At 68.5% G+C, this 13419-nt stretch carries 16 protein-coding genes; 10 read left to right on the top strand and 6 right to left on the bottom strand.

The genetic code is table 11. The features are described from left to right. Nucleotides 1–179: 179 nt before the first annotated feature. The 6 genes from GXY35_09230 to GXY35_09255 all read left to right on the top strand — a co-directional run bounded on the left by GXY35_09230 (nt 180) and on the right by GXY35_09255 (nt 4667). A complete protein-coding gene (locus tag GXY35_09230) occupies nt 180–806 on the top strand; it encodes a hypothetical protein (protein ID NLW94758.1) in 627 nt (208 codons plus the stop codon). Between the two features lie 23 nt (nt 807–829). Continuing rightward, on the top strand, nt 830–1453 hold the full coding sequence (locus GXY35_09235) for a DUF1795 domain-containing protein (GenBank protein NLW94759.1): 624 nt from the start codon (nt 830–832) through the stop codon (nt 1451–1453). A 19-nt stretch (nt 1454–1472) separates the two neighbouring features. After that, on the top strand, nt 1473–3311 hold the full coding sequence (gene dnaX, locus GXY35_09240) for a DNA polymerase III subunit gamma/tau (protein NLW94760.1): 1839 nt from the start codon (nt 1473–1475) through the stop codon (nt 3309–3311). Nucleotides 3312–3339: 28 nt separating this feature from the next. Next, entirely contained in the window at nt 3340–3642 is a 303-nt protein-coding gene (locus GXY35_09245) for a YbaB/EbfC family nucleoid-associated protein (GenBank protein ID NLW94761.1), read from the top strand. 30 nt (nt 3643–3672) lie between these two features. Next, nucleotides 3673–4269 carry a recombination protein RecR gene (gene recR / locus GXY35_09250; protein ID NLW94762.1) on the top strand — a complete coding sequence of 199 codons (597 nt, stop codon included), beginning with the start codon at nt 3673–3675 and terminating at the stop codon, nt 4267–4269. A gap of 119 nt (nt 4270–4388) precedes the next feature. After that, entirely contained in the window at nt 4389–4667 is a 279-nt protein-coding gene (locus GXY35_09255; protein NLW94763.1) for an HU family DNA-binding protein, read from the top strand. Nucleotides 4668–4744: 77 nt separating this feature from the next. Here GXY35_09255 and GXY35_09260 read toward each other — a convergent pair whose 3' ends face one another. Further along, nucleotides 4745–5143: a hypothetical protein gene (locus GXY35_09260; GenBank protein ID NLW94764.1), complete on the bottom strand. Its 399-nt coding sequence runs from the start codon at nt 5141–5143 to the stop codon at nt 4745–4747. 157 nt (nt 5144–5300) lie between these two features. Here GXY35_09260 and GXY35_09265 point away from each other — a divergent pair, with 157 nt between their 5' ends. Then, nucleotides 5301–6482, top strand: a complete 1182-nt coding sequence (locus GXY35_09265; protein NLW94765.1) for a thiolase family protein — start codon at nt 5301–5303, stop codon at nt 6480–6482. Nucleotides 6483–6504: 22 nt separating this feature from the next. Here GXY35_09265 and GXY35_09270 read toward each other — a convergent pair whose 3' ends face one another. Both GXY35_09270 and GXY35_09275 read right to left on the bottom strand, forming a co-directional pair. Next, nucleotides 6505–7512, bottom strand: coding sequence for a hypothetical protein (locus GXY35_09270; protein NLW94766.1), 1008 nt, complete (start codon nt 7510–7512; stop codon nt 6505–6507). Next, the gene (locus GXY35_09275; protein NLW94767.1) at nt 7493–7939 is read right to left on the bottom strand and encodes a bifunctional nuclease family protein; all 447 of its coding nucleotides are present in this window, start codon (nt 7937–7939) and stop codon (nt 7493–7495) included. Before GXY35_09275 ends, GXY35_09270 begins: the two co-directional genes overlap by 20 nt. A 102-nt stretch (nt 7940–8041) precedes the next feature. Here GXY35_09275 and GXY35_09280 point away from each other — a divergent pair, with 102 nt between their 5' ends. Then, the gene (locus tag GXY35_09280) at nt 8042–8575 is read left to right on the top strand and encodes an isoprenylcysteine carboxylmethyltransferase family protein (protein ID NLW94768.1); all 534 of its coding nucleotides are present in this window, start codon (nt 8042–8044) and stop codon (nt 8573–8575) included. A 22-nt stretch (nt 8576–8597) separates the two neighbouring features. On the opposite strand, the gene GXY35_09285 is transcribed toward GXY35_09280, so the two are convergent. Both GXY35_09285 and GXY35_09290 read right to left on the bottom strand, forming a co-directional pair. Then, on the bottom strand, nt 8598–9284 hold the full coding sequence (locus tag GXY35_09285; GenBank protein ID NLW94769.1) for a hypothetical protein: 687 nt from the start codon (nt 9282–9284) through the stop codon (nt 8598–8600). Between the two features lie 290 nt (nt 9285–9574). Next, on the bottom strand, nt 9575–9865 hold the full coding sequence (locus GXY35_09290) for a hypothetical protein (protein ID NLW94770.1): 291 nt from the start codon (nt 9863–9865) through the stop codon (nt 9575–9577). A 150-nt stretch (nt 9866–10015) separates the two neighbouring features. Here GXY35_09290 and amrS point away from each other — a divergent pair, with 150 nt between their 5' ends. Beyond that, on the top strand, nt 10016–11116 hold the full coding sequence (gene amrS, locus GXY35_09295) for an AmmeMemoRadiSam system radical SAM enzyme (GenBank protein NLW94771.1): 1101 nt from the start codon (nt 10016–10018) through the stop codon (nt 11114–11116). Nucleotides 11117–11506: 390 nt separating this feature from the next. Continuing rightward, nucleotides 11507–11887, top strand: a complete 381-nt coding sequence (locus GXY35_09300; protein NLW94772.1) for a hypothetical protein — start codon at nt 11507–11509, stop codon at nt 11885–11887. A 78-nt stretch (nt 11888–11965) separates the two neighbouring features. Here GXY35_09300 and GXY35_09305 read toward each other — a convergent pair whose 3' ends face one another. After that, nucleotides 11966–13396 (bottom strand): hypothetical protein, encoded by a 1431-nt coding sequence (locus GXY35_09305; GenBank protein ID NLW94773.1) that lies wholly within the window; start codon nt 13394–13396, stop codon nt 11966–11968. Nucleotides 13397–13419: the final 23 nt, after the last annotated feature.

Raw genomic sequence — 13419 nt, forward strand, 5'->3', positions numbered from 1 at the left:
CGCGGTCCGCCCACGAAGCCGCGCGGTAGCGTCCAGTTGAGATCCGCCCCTGGTATCCGCGTGCCCCCCGGAATCCGCACGGCCTCTTGACGCACGAGACGCGCCTGGGCTATCCTTGTCCGGGACGCCGTCACGGGGCGAATCCGGCGGCTGCAATCCTCGACGAAAAGGAGCCGGGTATGAGATGCGCGGTGCGTCTGCTGTGCGCGGCGTCGCTCCTGGTCTGCATGGCGGGCTGCTTCTCGGCCGCGAAGATGGGCTTCGAGGAGATGACGGGCCAGAAGGCGGATGTCGAGCCGATCCAGCCGATCACCGCGGACGTGCGGGGATACCGGGCGGTGCAGGTGGAGAGATTCACGAGCGGGGTGGGCGGGCTGGTGCCCGCGGCGCTCGTGGACGGCCTCCAGGCCGAGGTGATCGCCGCCGTCCGGGAGCGCGGGCTCTTCCCGAGCGTGGGGCCGGTCGAGGCGGGCGCGCCGGCCGAGAAGACGCTCCTCGTCGGGGGGACGATCATCGACTACAAGCAGCCCGAGAAGGGCGCGAAGCGGGCGCTGAGCAAGTCCGCCCTCTTCTCGGTCAACACGTACGTCAAGGACAAGGCCGACGGAACGGAACTCGGCCGCTGCATCGCGCGGGGCCGTCTCACCACGATCTTCCGCGGCGACGAAACCACGTTGATGCAGAAGGCGGCCAGGAGCGTCGCCATATTCCTCAACGAAGCCCACACCCCCACGCCGGGCGCGATGGACCGGATGAAGACCCGGATGGGCGAGTGGAAGGACCGGATCGAGACCGGAGCGCGGTAGGATCCCAGGAGACAGTCGAGTCCATGCACGCGTCTTCCCCTTTCGGAGTGCGCGCGAGCCTCCTCCTCGCGTCGGCGCTCGCCCTCGCCGCGGCCGCCTTCGCCGAGGGGCCGTCCCACGCGAAGAAGCCGGAGGCGGCGTCCGCCCTCGTCGAGCGTGGCGCCTACACGCTCCTCCGCCCCGCCGGGTGGTCGGAGGCCGCGGGGGCGTCCCCGCGCGTGGACCTCACCCTCGCCTGCGACGCCGATCCCGGCGTGAACATCTCCATCGCGACGGCGCCGGCGGGCGCCACGCGCGACATCACGGAGAGGGAGGCCGCCGAGGCGAAGGAGATGTTCAAGGGCTCCATCCCCGGCTACGAGGTCACCGCCGAGGAGTGGAGCGAGGTGGACGGCGCGCGCGCCTACCGCATCTCCGCCCGCTACGCCCTTAATTTCGGCGGCCCTGTGCTCGCGATGCAGAACGCCCAGGTCCTCTTCGTCAAGGGCGACACCTTCTACACCGTCACCTACACCTCGACGCCCGCCCTCTTTTTGAAGCACCTCGGCGACTTCGAGAAGGTGCTCGAGGGCTTCAGGGCGCGGGGAGGGGCGGGCGGCGCGCCGACGCCGGGCGCCGCGGCGGCGCCCCTCCCGGGGCGCCGGTAACGGGGACGGGGGCAACGCAATGGAATACCAGGTACTCGCGCGCAAGTGGCGTCCGCAGCAGTTCGACGAGGTGGTGGGACAGGGGCACGTCACCACGACCCTGAAGAACGCCATCGCCAGGAACCGGGTGGGGCACTCGTACCTGTTCACCGGCCCCCGCGGGATCGGGAAGACGAGCACCGCCCGCATCCTCGCCAAGGCGCTCAACTGCGCCAAGGGCCCGACCGACTCCCCCTGCGACGCGTGCCCTTCCTGCACGGCGATAGTGGCCGGCAACAGTTTGGACGTCCTCGAGATCGACGGCGCCTCGAACCGCGGCATCGAGCAGATCCGCGAGCTGCGGGAGAACGTGAAGTTCGCCCCCGCGTCGAGCCGCTACAAGATCTACATCATCGACGAGGTGCACCAGATCACCTCCGACGCGTTCAACGCGCTCCTCAAGACGCTCGAGGAACCCCCGGCGCACGTGAAGTTCTTCTTCGCCACCACCGAGCCGTACAAGGTGCCGTCGACGATCCTCTCCCGCTGCCAGCGTTTTGATCTGCGGGCGATTTCAATCGGGGAGCTCGTGGACCACCTCGCCCGCATCGCCGCCTCCGAGAAGATCAAGATCGACGAGGAGGCCCGTTTCGCCATCGCCCGCTACGCGCAGGGGAGCATGCGGGACGCCGAGAGCATCCTCGACCAGCTCGTCTCGTTCGCCGAGGGGACGGTCACCGGGGAGAAGGTGATCGCGATGCTCGGGATGGTGCGCGAGTCGGTGCTGCGCGACATCACCGAGGCGCTCATCGCCGGCGACTGCCGCCGGGGTCTCGAGCTCATCGACGCGATCGCGTCGGAGGGCAAGGAGCTCACCCTCTTTTTCTCGGACTGGATCGGCTACCTGCGGTCGATCCTGCTCTCCCGTACGCTCGGCGGGGACGAACACGCGGCGGGCCTCTCGGCCGAGTCGTGGAAGGCGGTCAAGGATTACGGGGAACGGTTCGCGCTCGACCGGCTACTCTACGTGCTCGACCTGTTCACAAAGGCGGAGGGGCGGATGCGGCGCTCCCTCTCGCCGCGGATCCTGATTGAGCTCGCCTTCCTGAAGGCCGCGCGCTCCGGGGAACTCGCCTCGGTGGGGGAACTGCTGGAGAAGATCCGCCTCCTCGAGGAGCGGCTCGGCGGGAGGGACGGCGGCCCCGCCCCGGGCGGCCGCGGCGGACGGCCCCCGCGGCCGGAGCCGTCCGGGGGCGATCCGCCGCCGTTCATCGCCCGCAGCCGGGAGGCGGAGAGGAAGGAACGGCCGAGCGGTCCGCACCGCGTCCCTCCCCAAGAGGCCGTTTCCCACCCCGCGCGGCCTCGAGGCGCGGTCGCGGTTCCGATCCCGCCCGCGGGCGGCGAGCCCCGGGAACGGCCGGCACACGACGCGCCGGGGGCGGAGCAGAACCCCGGGGCCGCCTCGCGGCCCGCTGTTGCGATGAAGTCGGAGGAGCTGCTGGCGCGCGTGCGGGAGATCTGGCACGACGTCCTCGACCGGGTCGGGATGGTGAGGCCCATGCTCAAGTCCTGCCTCATCGAGGGGACGCCGGTCGCCTTCGAGGACGGGGTGCTTCGGATCGAGTTTCCCGAGGAGCGCGCCTACCAGTGCGACTCGCTGGAGCACCCCGGCAGCAAGGGGCTCGTGAAACGGGTGCTCGGCGAGCGGCTCGGCGGGGAGATCGGCGTGAAGTTCAGCATCGTCAGGAAAGCGGCGAAGGAGGAGGGGCCCGGGCGCCCCGCCGCCCCGCGCAAGGAGATCCAGAACCTGAAGAAGAACCCGATGATCCAATCGGCGATCGAGATGTTCAAGGCGCAGGTCGTGGAAGTGAAGAGATAGCGGACCGGGGCTCGGGAAAGGACGACGGATGCAGAACCTGTTCGGAATGCTCAAGCAGGCGCATCAGCTCAAGCGCGAGATGGGAAAAATCAACGAAGGGCTCGCGGCAATCGAGGCGGAAGGCACGGCCGGGAAAGGGGCGGTCAGGGCGGTGATGGACGGGCAGATGAAGCTCACGCGCCTGACGATATCCCCCGAGCTCCTCGCGCGCGGCGACGCGGAGGCCCTCGGCGGCCTGGTCCTCGCCGCGGTGAATCAGGCCAGGGAACGGGTCCAGAAACTCGCCGCCGACGCGATGCGCACCCTCGCGAACCTGCACGGTCAGCACTGAGGGGCGCGCCCGTCGCACCGCCGGATGCCCATGCGATACCCCCTCTCCATCGCCCGGCTCATCGAGGAGCTGATCAAGCTCCCCGGCATCGGTCCGCGCAGCGCCGAACGGATCGTCTTCCACCTCCTCAAGGCGCCGGCCGCCGACTGCGACCGGCTCGCCGAGGCCCTGCGCGAGGTCAGGAAGAAGATCCACCACTGCTCGGTCTGCTACAGCGTGGCGGAGAGCGACCCGTGCCCCGTCTGCTCCGACGCGCGCCGCGACCCGGCAACGCTCTGCGTCGTCGAGCGCCCCGCCGACATGATGGCGGTGGAGAAGTCGGGAGGGTACCGCGGGCTCTACCACGTCCTGATGGGAAAAATCGCCCCGCTCGACGGCGTCGGGCCGGAGTCGCTGCGCATCGATGAGCTCGTGGCCAGGGTGAAGCGGGGCGGCGTCGCGGAGGTGATCATCGCCACCGGCTCCGACGTCGAGGGGGAGGCGACGGCGCTCTATCTCTCCCGCGTTCTGAAGCCGTTCGCGGCCAGGGTGACCCGCATCGCGCACGGCATCCCGATGGGGAGCAGCCTCGACTTCAGCGACGAGGTCACCATCAAGAGGGCCCTCGAAGGCCGCGCGCCGCTCTGACCCCCCGCCCCCCTCCCGCCGGCGCGGAGGGCGCGCCCGCCGCACCGCCGGAATGCGCTTTTTTCTTGCATTCTTCGCGGGTTCCTGTAGAATACGACAATCTGAAAGGAGGGGTGTGGATGAACAGAGCCGAGTTGATCGAAGCCATTGTGGCGAACAAGAACTCCGGAGCGGAGACGAAGGCGGCGGCGGCGAGAGTCCTGCAGGCCGTCCTCGACGGGATCGCGAAGGGGCTCAAGAAGACCCAGGTCGTCAGCCTCGTGGGCTTCGGGACGTTCAGGGTGAAGAATCGCCCGGCGCGCAAGGGCCGCAACCCGCAGACCGGCGCGACGATCACGATCAAGGCCCGCAAGGCGGTCGGGTTCAAGCCGAGCGCGGATCTGAAGAAGTCCGTCTGACCAGACACCGATTCGTCGGAACGCGGAAAACCCTCCTCGCGGAGGGTTTTCCATTTTCCACGGTCCGCGGCGCGGCGCTATGCGTCGCCCGCGAAGAGCATATCCGCCTTCACCGCGTCGTCCACGGCGAATATGATGACCGCACTCCCTCCCCCGGGGGGGTGGCTCCCGTAGCAGTAGTTGACGTTGACGCGCGCCTTCGCCAGGCGCGCCATGGCCTCGCCGAGCGCGCCCGGCCGGTCGTCGAGGGTGAGCGCGAACACCACCCGCACGAGAACCCCGTACCCCTTCTCACGAAAAAGCCGCGCCGCCTCGCGGTCGTCGTCCGGGACCAGACGGACGACGCCGCCCTCCGTGAACTCGCAGACCGAGATCGCCTCGATGTTGATCCCGGCGTCCTTGAGGAGGGCGCAGAGCTTGGCCCCTTCGCCGGCCTGGTTGATCACGGTGACGGAGAGCTGTTTCTTGAGCGCCATCGCATCCTCCTTCCGGTGCGTCAGGCCTGTCCCGGATCCATCCTAGCACAGTCCCGCGGAACGGCGGAGCGGTTTTTCCGGGTTGCGCTCCCGCGGCGTTGTGCCATACTAGGCGCCGTTGCGCCTCGCATCTGATCGTCCGCGGGGGGGGGCACCTATGCAGACACCGGTCATCCTCGGCGCCTTGAGGACCGCCCTCGGATCGTTCCAGGGCGGGCTCAAGGGGGTCCCCGCCCCCCGCCTCGCGGGGACGGTCGCCGCGGAGCTTCTGCGGCGCCTGAACGTGCCGCCCGCGGACGTGGACGAGCTCATCCTCGGCAACGTCATCGGGGCCGGCCTCGGCCAGAACCCCGCCCGCCAGGCGGCCGTCCTCGCCGGCATCCCGTTCAGCTCCTCCGCCTTCACCGTGGATATGGTGTGCGGCTCGGGGCTCCGCGCCGTCTGCCTCGCCGCCCAGGCCGTCGCCCTGGGCGAGAGCGCAGTGGTGATCGCGGGGGGCGCGGAGAACATGAGCCGCGCCCCGCAGCTGGTGCTTCGCGACGCTGCCGCGCGGAGGCCCCTCAGCGCGATGCGGCACGACGGCCTCCACTGCGCGTTCAAAAAGGAGCCGATGGGCGTCTTCGCGGAGTCGCTCGCCCGCAGGCACGAGGTGTCGCGCGAGGAGCAGGACCGCTACGCGATCGAGGGGCAGCGGCGCGCGGCGGAGAGCATCGCCCGCGAGGTTTTCGCCGCCGAGATCGTCCCGGTGTCCCGCGACGGCGAGGGTCAGTTTATCCGCGACGAGTGCCCCCGCCACGACTGCACGATGGAGCGCCTCGCGCTGCTCAAGCCCGCCTTCCGGAAGGACGGCACCGTCACCGCGGGGAATGCCACCCCGATATCGGACGGGGCCGCCGCCGTGCTCGTGGCCTCCGAGGAATACGCGCGTGCGCATCGGATCGCCCCGCTCGCCCGCATCCTGGACTGGTGCACCGCCGGGGTGGAGCTCGAGGAGGCGTTCGCGGCCCCGGTGCCCGCCGTGCGGAAACTCCTCGCAAAGAGCGGGCTCTCGATCGAAGAGATAGATCTCGTCGAGCTGGGCGACTCGTTCGCCGTGGAGGGGGTCGTCTGCGGACGGGAGCTCAACTGGGACCCCGCGCGGGTGAATGTCCGCGGCGGAACGCTCGCGCTCGGTCACCCGCTGGGCGCGAGCGGCGCGAGGATCCTGGTGACGCTGCTGCACGCCCTCAGGGATGCGCGGAAACGACTCGGTCTCGCGGTGATCTGCCTCGGGGGCGCCAACGCCGTCGCCCTTCTCGTGGAGAACGCCGAATTCCCCTCCGCCCGCCGCGCCGGATAAGGCGCCGCGCCGGGCGTTTCGTTCACTCGAGGTCCTTCATCAGCTTCTGGAGCGCGGCGAGCGCCTTGATGTAGCGCTGCGACTGCGGGTTGCGCGCGAGGGCGTTCTGGTACGCCTTGGACGCGTAGTCGAGCACCCCCCTGCGCTCGAAGGCGACGCCGAGGTTGTAGTACGCCGCCGCCTCCTCCGGCTTCGCCTTCGTCGCCTGGAGCCACTTCTCCGTCGCCTCGTCCCAGAGGTCGTTCTTGGCGAGCTCGACGCCCAGGATCGTCGAGTGGAATGTGCCGCGCTCGAGCACTCGCTCCTCCTCGATCGGGTGGGCCGCGATCTGGCGCACGAACCCCTTGATCGCCCGGTCGAGGAGGAGCTCGAAGATCACCTCGCGGCCGGGGATCTTGGCGATCTCCGCCGCGCCCGTCCCCTCCCAGCTGTCCGACTCCGACTCCGTCTCCGCGCAGATCACGTTCCCCAGGAACGCGTCCGCGAGGCGGATGTCGAGCACGAGGACGGCGGAACGCTTGAGGGCGTTCTTCTCGACCAGCCGTTCCACCTGCCGCGCGCCCGGGGAGGCCGCCCCACCCGTTTGGAGCTCCCCCGGCCGCCCATCCGTCCAGATGCGCTCGCGGGACTTCACGACCCTGCCGGATTCGTCGAAGCTGAACCGCTGCAGTTCGCCGCAGAGGACGGCATCCACGCCGAGGGCGGCGCCGATCCTCCTCGTCATCGCCGCGTCGGGCGGATAGGTGAAGTTGATCCCCGCGGCCGCGAGGCGCTTCCCCGCCTGATCGGGCCGCATCAACCGGTACCGCCCGGTGTTGACGATGACGCCGGCGAGCCGGTCCGCTACGAGGACGCCTACGTCGGTGCCCGTCACCCTGTCCTCGAACGGAAGCACGGCCAGCTCCCGTATCCCGCGGACGTCCGCGAGGGGCGGGCGGAGCCGCTCGATTTTCACCTGCGCCGTCTGCGAACATCCCGCCAGCCCGAGGCACGCGGCGGCGACCAGTGCGCTACGCGTCTGCCGACTCATCAGCCCCCTCCCCCGCTTCGAGCGCCCCGCGCACGTTTTCCACCCGGTCCAGCACTGACTCCTCGACCTGGATCGAGGCCCCCGCCTGCACCGCGAGCGCGAGGCAGTCGCTTGGACGCGCGTCCACCTCCACAAGGCGCGTGCCCCGCTCGCTTTCCTCCCTGAGATACAGACGCGCGTAGAAGGTGTCGCCCCGGAGATTGTTGATCACGACGCGCTCCACCCGCACCCCGAGGCCCGCGAGGACGTTCATGATCAGATCGTGGCTGAGGGGGCGCGGCGGGCGCAGATGCTCGATCGCCATCGAGATCGCCATCCCCACCCCGCGGCCGACGTGGATGAGGAACGTCTTGTCCGGGGCGTCCAGGAACACCGCGCAGCAGGACGGCGTGACGAGAATCCTCCGGATGCGCACCTCGACCGGCATCGGACCCCTCCGTCTCAGCGAGCCGGGACGGCGCCCGCCTCCCGCCGCCCCGCGGCAACGTCCCGTTTGACCGCCCCGCGAGGCTGTGAGAGAATGCCTTTCATGCAGCAGCGTCGCAGGGTGATCCTCAGCTACGTGGCGGTCGTGGCGATCTACGGCGTCGGGATCCCGGTCCTCGTTGCCTCGGTCGGCCCCCGTATCGACGCCGCCTTCGGGCTCCCCCCGCTCGTGCCGCCGCCCTGGCACGCCACGGTCGGGGCGGCCCTGCTCGTGTGGGCGTGGTTCTGGATCGCCTGGTCCTTCTTCTTCCTCGTGCGCCACGGGCGCGGACACCCGAACGAGATCCTGGGGCGGGAGCTCGCGCCGCCCACGCGGGAGCTGGTGACCGGGGGGCCCTACCGCTTCACGCGGAACCCGATGGCGTACGGCCTCATCGTCTTCTACTTCGGCGCGCTCGCCTTCTTCCGCAACTCCATCACGGTGCTGGCGCTTCTCCCGCCTGCCTGCGCATTCGAGATCTGGTACCACCGCACCTGCGAGGAGCCGGGGTTGCTGCGGCGGTTCGGCGCCGAGTACGCGCGCTACCGCGAGGAGGTGCCGCTGCTCCTCCCCGCCCCGCGCCGGCGTCGTTCCTGAAACCGACGGCGCGCGGGGCCGCCTAGCGCGACTCGGGGGGAGGTGGATAGACCTCCACCCGCGGGATGGCGAAGATCTTCTGCGGGCGGTCCTGCTTCTCCCGCGAGAGCTGCTCGGCCTGGCGCTGGAGATTCTGCTGCTGGAGGAGAAGGTTCTGTTCCCGGAGACCGAGCTGCTGCTCCCGGAACTCGAGGTCGCGCTGCCGCTGGTCCAGGCGGGACTCCATCTCCTTGAGCCGCTGATCCATCTCCTGCAGTTCCTTCCGTTGCTGCTCGATCGCCTTCGCCATCTCCTCGCGTTCCCTGTCCGCCTCGGCGCGCTGCTCCGCCTCCTCGGCTTTTTCCTGCGGGACCCAGCCGGCGTCGGTCTTCACCATCCCCTTCGCGCGCTGCTCCTCCTCGAAGCGCCGCGCCTCCTTCGCCTTCTGCTCGTGCTCCGCCTTCTCCTTCCTCCACTGGGACTCGAGCTCGGTGTTGTCCTCCGGCGGCGATTTCTGGATGCTCTTGATGGCGCCGCGGGACAGGATGATGGTGCCGAGGTTGGATCTGATCTCGATCGAGTTCTCGCTCTCGCTGAGGATGACGCCGGTGATGCTCCCGCCCTTCTTGAGTGTGACGGTGTCGGCGCGGGCGCCGGCGGACAGGCAGACGACACAGGCGAGAAAAGCCGCGGCGATCGGGGCCATCCCGCGGAGGAAACGGTCTTTCATCGGCTTAGTCTAACACCACGCCCGGATCGTTTCAAACGGAATCGGCGAATCCCCGGGAATCTTCCCGCCCCGGATGACGGGCTCGCACACCCCGCGACCGTCCTCTCGCGCACCTACCGGGCGGGGCCGAGGCGTCCGACGGCCTCCCGCGGACGCCCTGCGCGCCGTCAACACTCGATTGAGACCTTGTCTCCGCGAACGCATCGATAATGCCGCCCGCGTGCGATCCCCCTTCTTTCGCGCGTGGACGGCCCGTGCGGTGTCAACACTCGTTAGAAATGTCCCCTCAGCTAACCCATTGGTAATGTCCCCTGCGCGCCCTCCCTCTCCCCCCCCTGCATGGGGGGAGAGGGATGGGGTGAGGGCGGGTCGGTTCTTCTTTCCCCCCACGATCTCTTGGAAACAAGCGGCCCCCTGTCTTCCCCCTCGCCATACCGCCTGTAGATCCTCCCGGCCTGCCGATAACTAACCGCCAACAGCTCCGCGGCCTTCCTCATCCGCATCTTCCCGACCTTTACCATCCCCATCACCCGCAGCCTGTCACGCTCACCCCGGCTCATCTCCAGTGTCCCTCCCTTCATTGCCCCCCCTTGTCGGAGGGGCATTCTAGAGGACACTTCTAATGAGTCCATAGGGGGACCGTATCATCGAGGTATGACAGGATGGCCCGTGCGGTTGCCGCCGCGGCCGTTTTCTGCTAATCTGGATACGGGAGGAGACGGATCGCGATGATGACACGACGGGAGTTCATCCTCCGCTCCTGCGCGGCGTCGTGCGCGCTTGGGGCGTTTCCCGGGCTCCTCGGCGCGGCGGGCGCGCAGGGGCCGCGCGAGGCGATGTACTACGAAACGGCGGAGGGCGGCCTCGTGCGCTGCCGCCTCTGCCCGCGCGGCTGCGTCATCGCGCCGGGCCTCGCCGGGCGCTGCCGCGTCCGCCGCAACGACGGCGGAAAGCTCTACACGCTTGTCTTCGGCCGCCCCTGCACCTCGCATAACGACCCGATCGAGAAGAAGCCGCTCTTCCACTTCCTCCCGGGGACAAACGCCTTCTCGATCGCCACCGCCGGCTGCAACATCGAGTGCAAGTTCTGCCAGAACTGGCAGATCTCGCAGGCCGGGCCCGAGGAGGTCCGGTCGGTGGAGATGCCCCCGGATCGGGTCGTCGAGCGCGCCTTGGCGGCCGGAAGCGCCGCCATCGCCTACACCTACACCGAGCCGGTCGTCTTCTACGAGTACGTGCGCGAGACGGCGCGCCTCGGCGCGAGCCGGGGGATGCGCAGCGTGATGATCACGAACGGCTTCATCAGGGAGGAACCGATGCGCGAACTCCTCCCCCACCTCGCGGCGGTGAAGGTCGATCTGAAGGCGTTTACGGAGAAATTCTACCGGGAGGTCTGCGACGGGGCGCTCGCGCCGGTCCTCTCGACGCTGAAGCTCCTGAAACAAACCGGCACCTGGCACGAACTGGTGGTGCTGCTCGTCCCCACGCTCAACGACGGGGACGACGAGATCGCCGCGCTCTGCCGCTGGGTGAAACAGGAGCTCGGGGCGGGCGTGCCGGTGCACTTCACGCGCTACCACCCGACCTACAAGATGCGCAACCTTCCGCCGACACCCGTCGCCACGCTCGAGCGGGCGCGCCGGATCGGCTTGAAGGAGGGGCTCGAATTCGTCTACCTCGGCAACGTCCCCGGCCACCCCGGCGAAACCACATGGTGCCCGAAATGCGGCACGGCGCTCATTACCCGCGTCTCGTACCATGTCGACGCCTCGGGGCTGAAAAACGGCGCCTGCAGGCACTGCGGCCGCCCCATCCCCGGCGTCTGGTCCTGACCCGCCGCCGCCGCCGAATGCGTGGCCTGATCCCCCCTGCAGCGTCCCGCGTCCGCACACCCGCATCCCGTAGATGCACCGAAGGTCTCGTTCTGTGATTCTATCCCTTCCTGCAGGCAATGACTCTCATTCTCCCCAGGGCACACTTAAGTGTGCCCTGTGTTGTGGATAACTTTTTAACTTTGTCTGAAACTTTCTTCTGTTTGTTGCGACTAGTATGGTGTGGAAGGAGTGGTCCCTGGAAACGGGCGCATCCGACAGTGTCGGCACCGGCGGTGATGATATGTCGCGTATGAGGCATCATCTCGCTGCGGGGGTAGCCTACTGGGTTACTGCGGTGACCGCGGGGAGAGAGACGCTCTTCGCCCACCCCCCGGCCTGCACACGTGTATGGACTATCAGAAGCAGATTCTGGGCTTCAAACTCTATGGGTTCGTGCTGATGCCCGACCATTTCCACTGCATACTGCACCCTGCGGAAGAAGCACACGTCTCGGAGATACTCAAGCATCTGAAAGGAAACTTCGCGCGAAAATACAATCTGATCGCCGGAACCGAAGGGCATGTGTGGCAGAGGAGGTCTTACCTGAAGGGAATCCGCGACCTAGTCCACCTGGTGCGCGAACTCGACTACTGTCACAACAATCCGGTCCGCGCAAAACTGGTGGAGCACTCGAGAGACTACGCGTATTCCAGCTATCATCACTACCAGGGCAACGCCTACCGGGGCATAATAGACCGCTTCGACGGAGGATCGCCGATGCCCATATGAATCACAGCCCCAGGGCACACGTAGGCGCACCCTGGGGCTGCGGAAAGCCCTGAAAATCGCAGGTACCTTGCGGCCGCCCTAGTCGGCCCGGACGACGTCGCCGACCTGGAACCCCTGCCCCATCAGCGGCGTGGCGTAGGCGATCTTCTCCTTCACCTTCGTCACGCTGATGCGGCCGACCTTCTGCATCTCCGTGTCGAGAAGCTCGCCCGTGGTCGGATCGCGCAGCTCGCTCCCCGGGCGGTAGACATTGAACTCGTAGCCGGCCTGCATCCCGTCCTCGCCGCCGCCGCGGATGATGATGCCGCTCTCGTCCGCCTTGACGACGGTCGATCGCCACGGCTGCTTGGCGAGCTCGGCGTCGATGAAGTAGACCGTGTTGTCGATGCAGACCTGCATCGCCTTGTTCAGCGGCGTGTGCTTCTGCGTGCCCATATTCACGTTGCCCGGCATCATCGGCATCGACAGGCCTCCGGCGGAGCCGTGCCCCTCGGCCTTCCCCTCCATCCGCTGGGAGGCGATCACCGTTCCGGAGGTCGTGTCGATCAGGTCGATCACCACCGCCATGTGCGCGCGCGACTTCCCGCCCCCGAGGCGCACGCCGTACATGCTGAACCCCTTGTCGTCGGTCGTCTCCGCCGCGTCGAACTCGGTGACGGTCCCCCGCACGAGATACTGGGCGGTGACTGCCTTGCCGATCTGCGCGCTTTTGCTCGCGGCCATGCGGCCGCTTTGGGCCAGGTCCTGTTCCCCGAAGACGTCCTTGAGGAGCTCCTGCTCGCGCACGACGAATTTGCCGCTCCGGTTCAGGGCGTTGATCAGCTGCGCCTGCATCCCGTCGCCGAGGTTCCACGAGGAGGAGACGTTCGCCTTGTTCTCGAATTTCGCGACCGCGACGATCTTCTTCAGGGACAGCGGCGCCCCGGGGGCCGCCGGCGGCGCCGCTCCGGCCTGCACCGCCTCCCCGCCGGCGACGGTCACCGGCGCATAACCGGCGCCCGCCGGCGCGATCGCCGGCACCGGCCCGCCCGCGCCGCTCTGCCCCCCGTAGGGGGCGATCGCCTCGGAAGGGGCGACGAGTCCCGGAGCGGCCGGACCGCCGGGCGTCTCCCCCTGCCGGTTGACGGCCTGCTGGGGCCCGTCGAGGAGCGATTTGCTCGCCACGAGCGGGATCCGGCACGACTTGCTCGTCTTCCCGCCGGCCGCGTCGATGAACCTGAGCTTGATCTTGTCGCCCGACGTCCCGTCGACGGTGAGCGTGAAGCTCCCGTCGGGGGCGACCGGCGCCTCGAACTTCTCGGCGGTGCTCTTGTCGAGCGCCACGACCTTCATCGGGGCCAGGCCGATGACGGTGCCCGGCGGCCCCTGGATGAGGTACTTGCCGGTGTTGCTGACGGGGGTGAAGATGAGGTTGTCCTTGTTCACCTTCGGCCCCTTCGCGTAAAGATCCCCCGCGGCGCAGAGCAGCGCGGCGGCGAACGCGACGCCCGTGAAGATCCTCATTCTCATCGTCCCCTCCGGTGGTGTTGTTT

It is taken from the genome of Chlamydiota bacterium (genome assembly GCA_012729785.1).
Taxonomy (GTDB): domain Bacteria; phylum Auribacterota; class Tritonobacteria; order UBA1439; family UBA1439; genus UBA1439.

Excerpts from the sequence above, each read along its gene's own strand:
- GXY35_09290 (NLW94770.1), bottom strand. The coding sequence starts at position 9,865 with ATGAAGGGAGGGACACTGGAGATGAGCCGGGGTGAGCGTGACAGGCTG.
- GXY35_09255 (NLW94763.1), top strand. The coding sequence starts at position 4,389 with ATGAACAGAGCCGAGTTGATCGAAGCCATTGTGGCGAACAAGAACTCC.
- GXY35_09270 (NLW94766.1), bottom strand. The coding sequence starts at position 7,512 with ATGAGTCGGCAGACGCGTAGCGCACTGGTCGCCGCCGCGTGCCTCGGG.
- GXY35_09280 (NLW94768.1), top strand. The coding sequence starts at position 8,042 with ATGCAGCAGCGTCGCAGGGTGATCCTCAGCTACGTGGCGGTCGTGGCG.
- amrS (NLW94771.1), top strand. The coding sequence starts at position 10,016 with ATGACACGACGGGAGTTCATCCTCCGCTCCTGCGCGGCGTCGTGCGCG.
- GXY35_09260 (NLW94764.1), bottom strand. The coding sequence starts at position 5,143 with ATGGCGCTCAAGAAACAGCTCTCCGTCACCGTGATCAACCAGGCCGGC.
- GXY35_09230 (NLW94758.1), top strand. The coding sequence starts at position 180 with ATGAGATGCGCGGTGCGTCTGCTGTGCGCGGCGTCGCTCCTGGTCTGC.
- GXY35_09300 (NLW94772.1), top strand. The coding sequence starts at position 11,507 with ATGGACTATCAGAAGCAGATTCTGGGCTTCAAACTCTATGGGTTCGTG.
- dnaX (NLW94760.1), top strand. The coding sequence starts at position 1,473 with ATGGAATACCAGGTACTCGCGCGCAAGTGGCGTCCGCAGCAGTTCGAC.
- GXY35_09285 (NLW94769.1), bottom strand. The coding sequence starts at position 9,284 with ATGAAAGACCGTTTCCTCCGCGGGATGGCCCCGATCGCCGCGGCTTTT.
- GXY35_09265 (NLW94765.1), top strand. The coding sequence starts at position 5,301 with ATGCAGACACCGGTCATCCTCGGCGCCTTGAGGACCGCCCTCGGATCG.
- GXY35_09275 (NLW94767.1), bottom strand. The coding sequence starts at position 7,939 with ATGCCGGTCGAGGTGCGCATCCGGAGGATTCTCGTCACGCCGTCCTGC.
- recR (NLW94762.1), top strand. The coding sequence starts at position 3,673 with ATGCGATACCCCCTCTCCATCGCCCGGCTCATCGAGGAGCTGATCAAG.
- GXY35_09245 (NLW94761.1), top strand. The coding sequence starts at position 3,340 with ATGCAGAACCTGTTCGGAATGCTCAAGCAGGCGCATCAGCTCAAGCGC.
- GXY35_09235 (NLW94759.1), top strand. The coding sequence starts at position 830 with ATGCACGCGTCTTCCCCTTTCGGAGTGCGCGCGAGCCTCCTCCTCGCG.
- GXY35_09305 (NLW94773.1), bottom strand. The coding sequence starts at position 13,396 with ATGAGAATGAGGATCTTCACGGGCGTCGCGTTCGCCGCCGCGCTGCTC.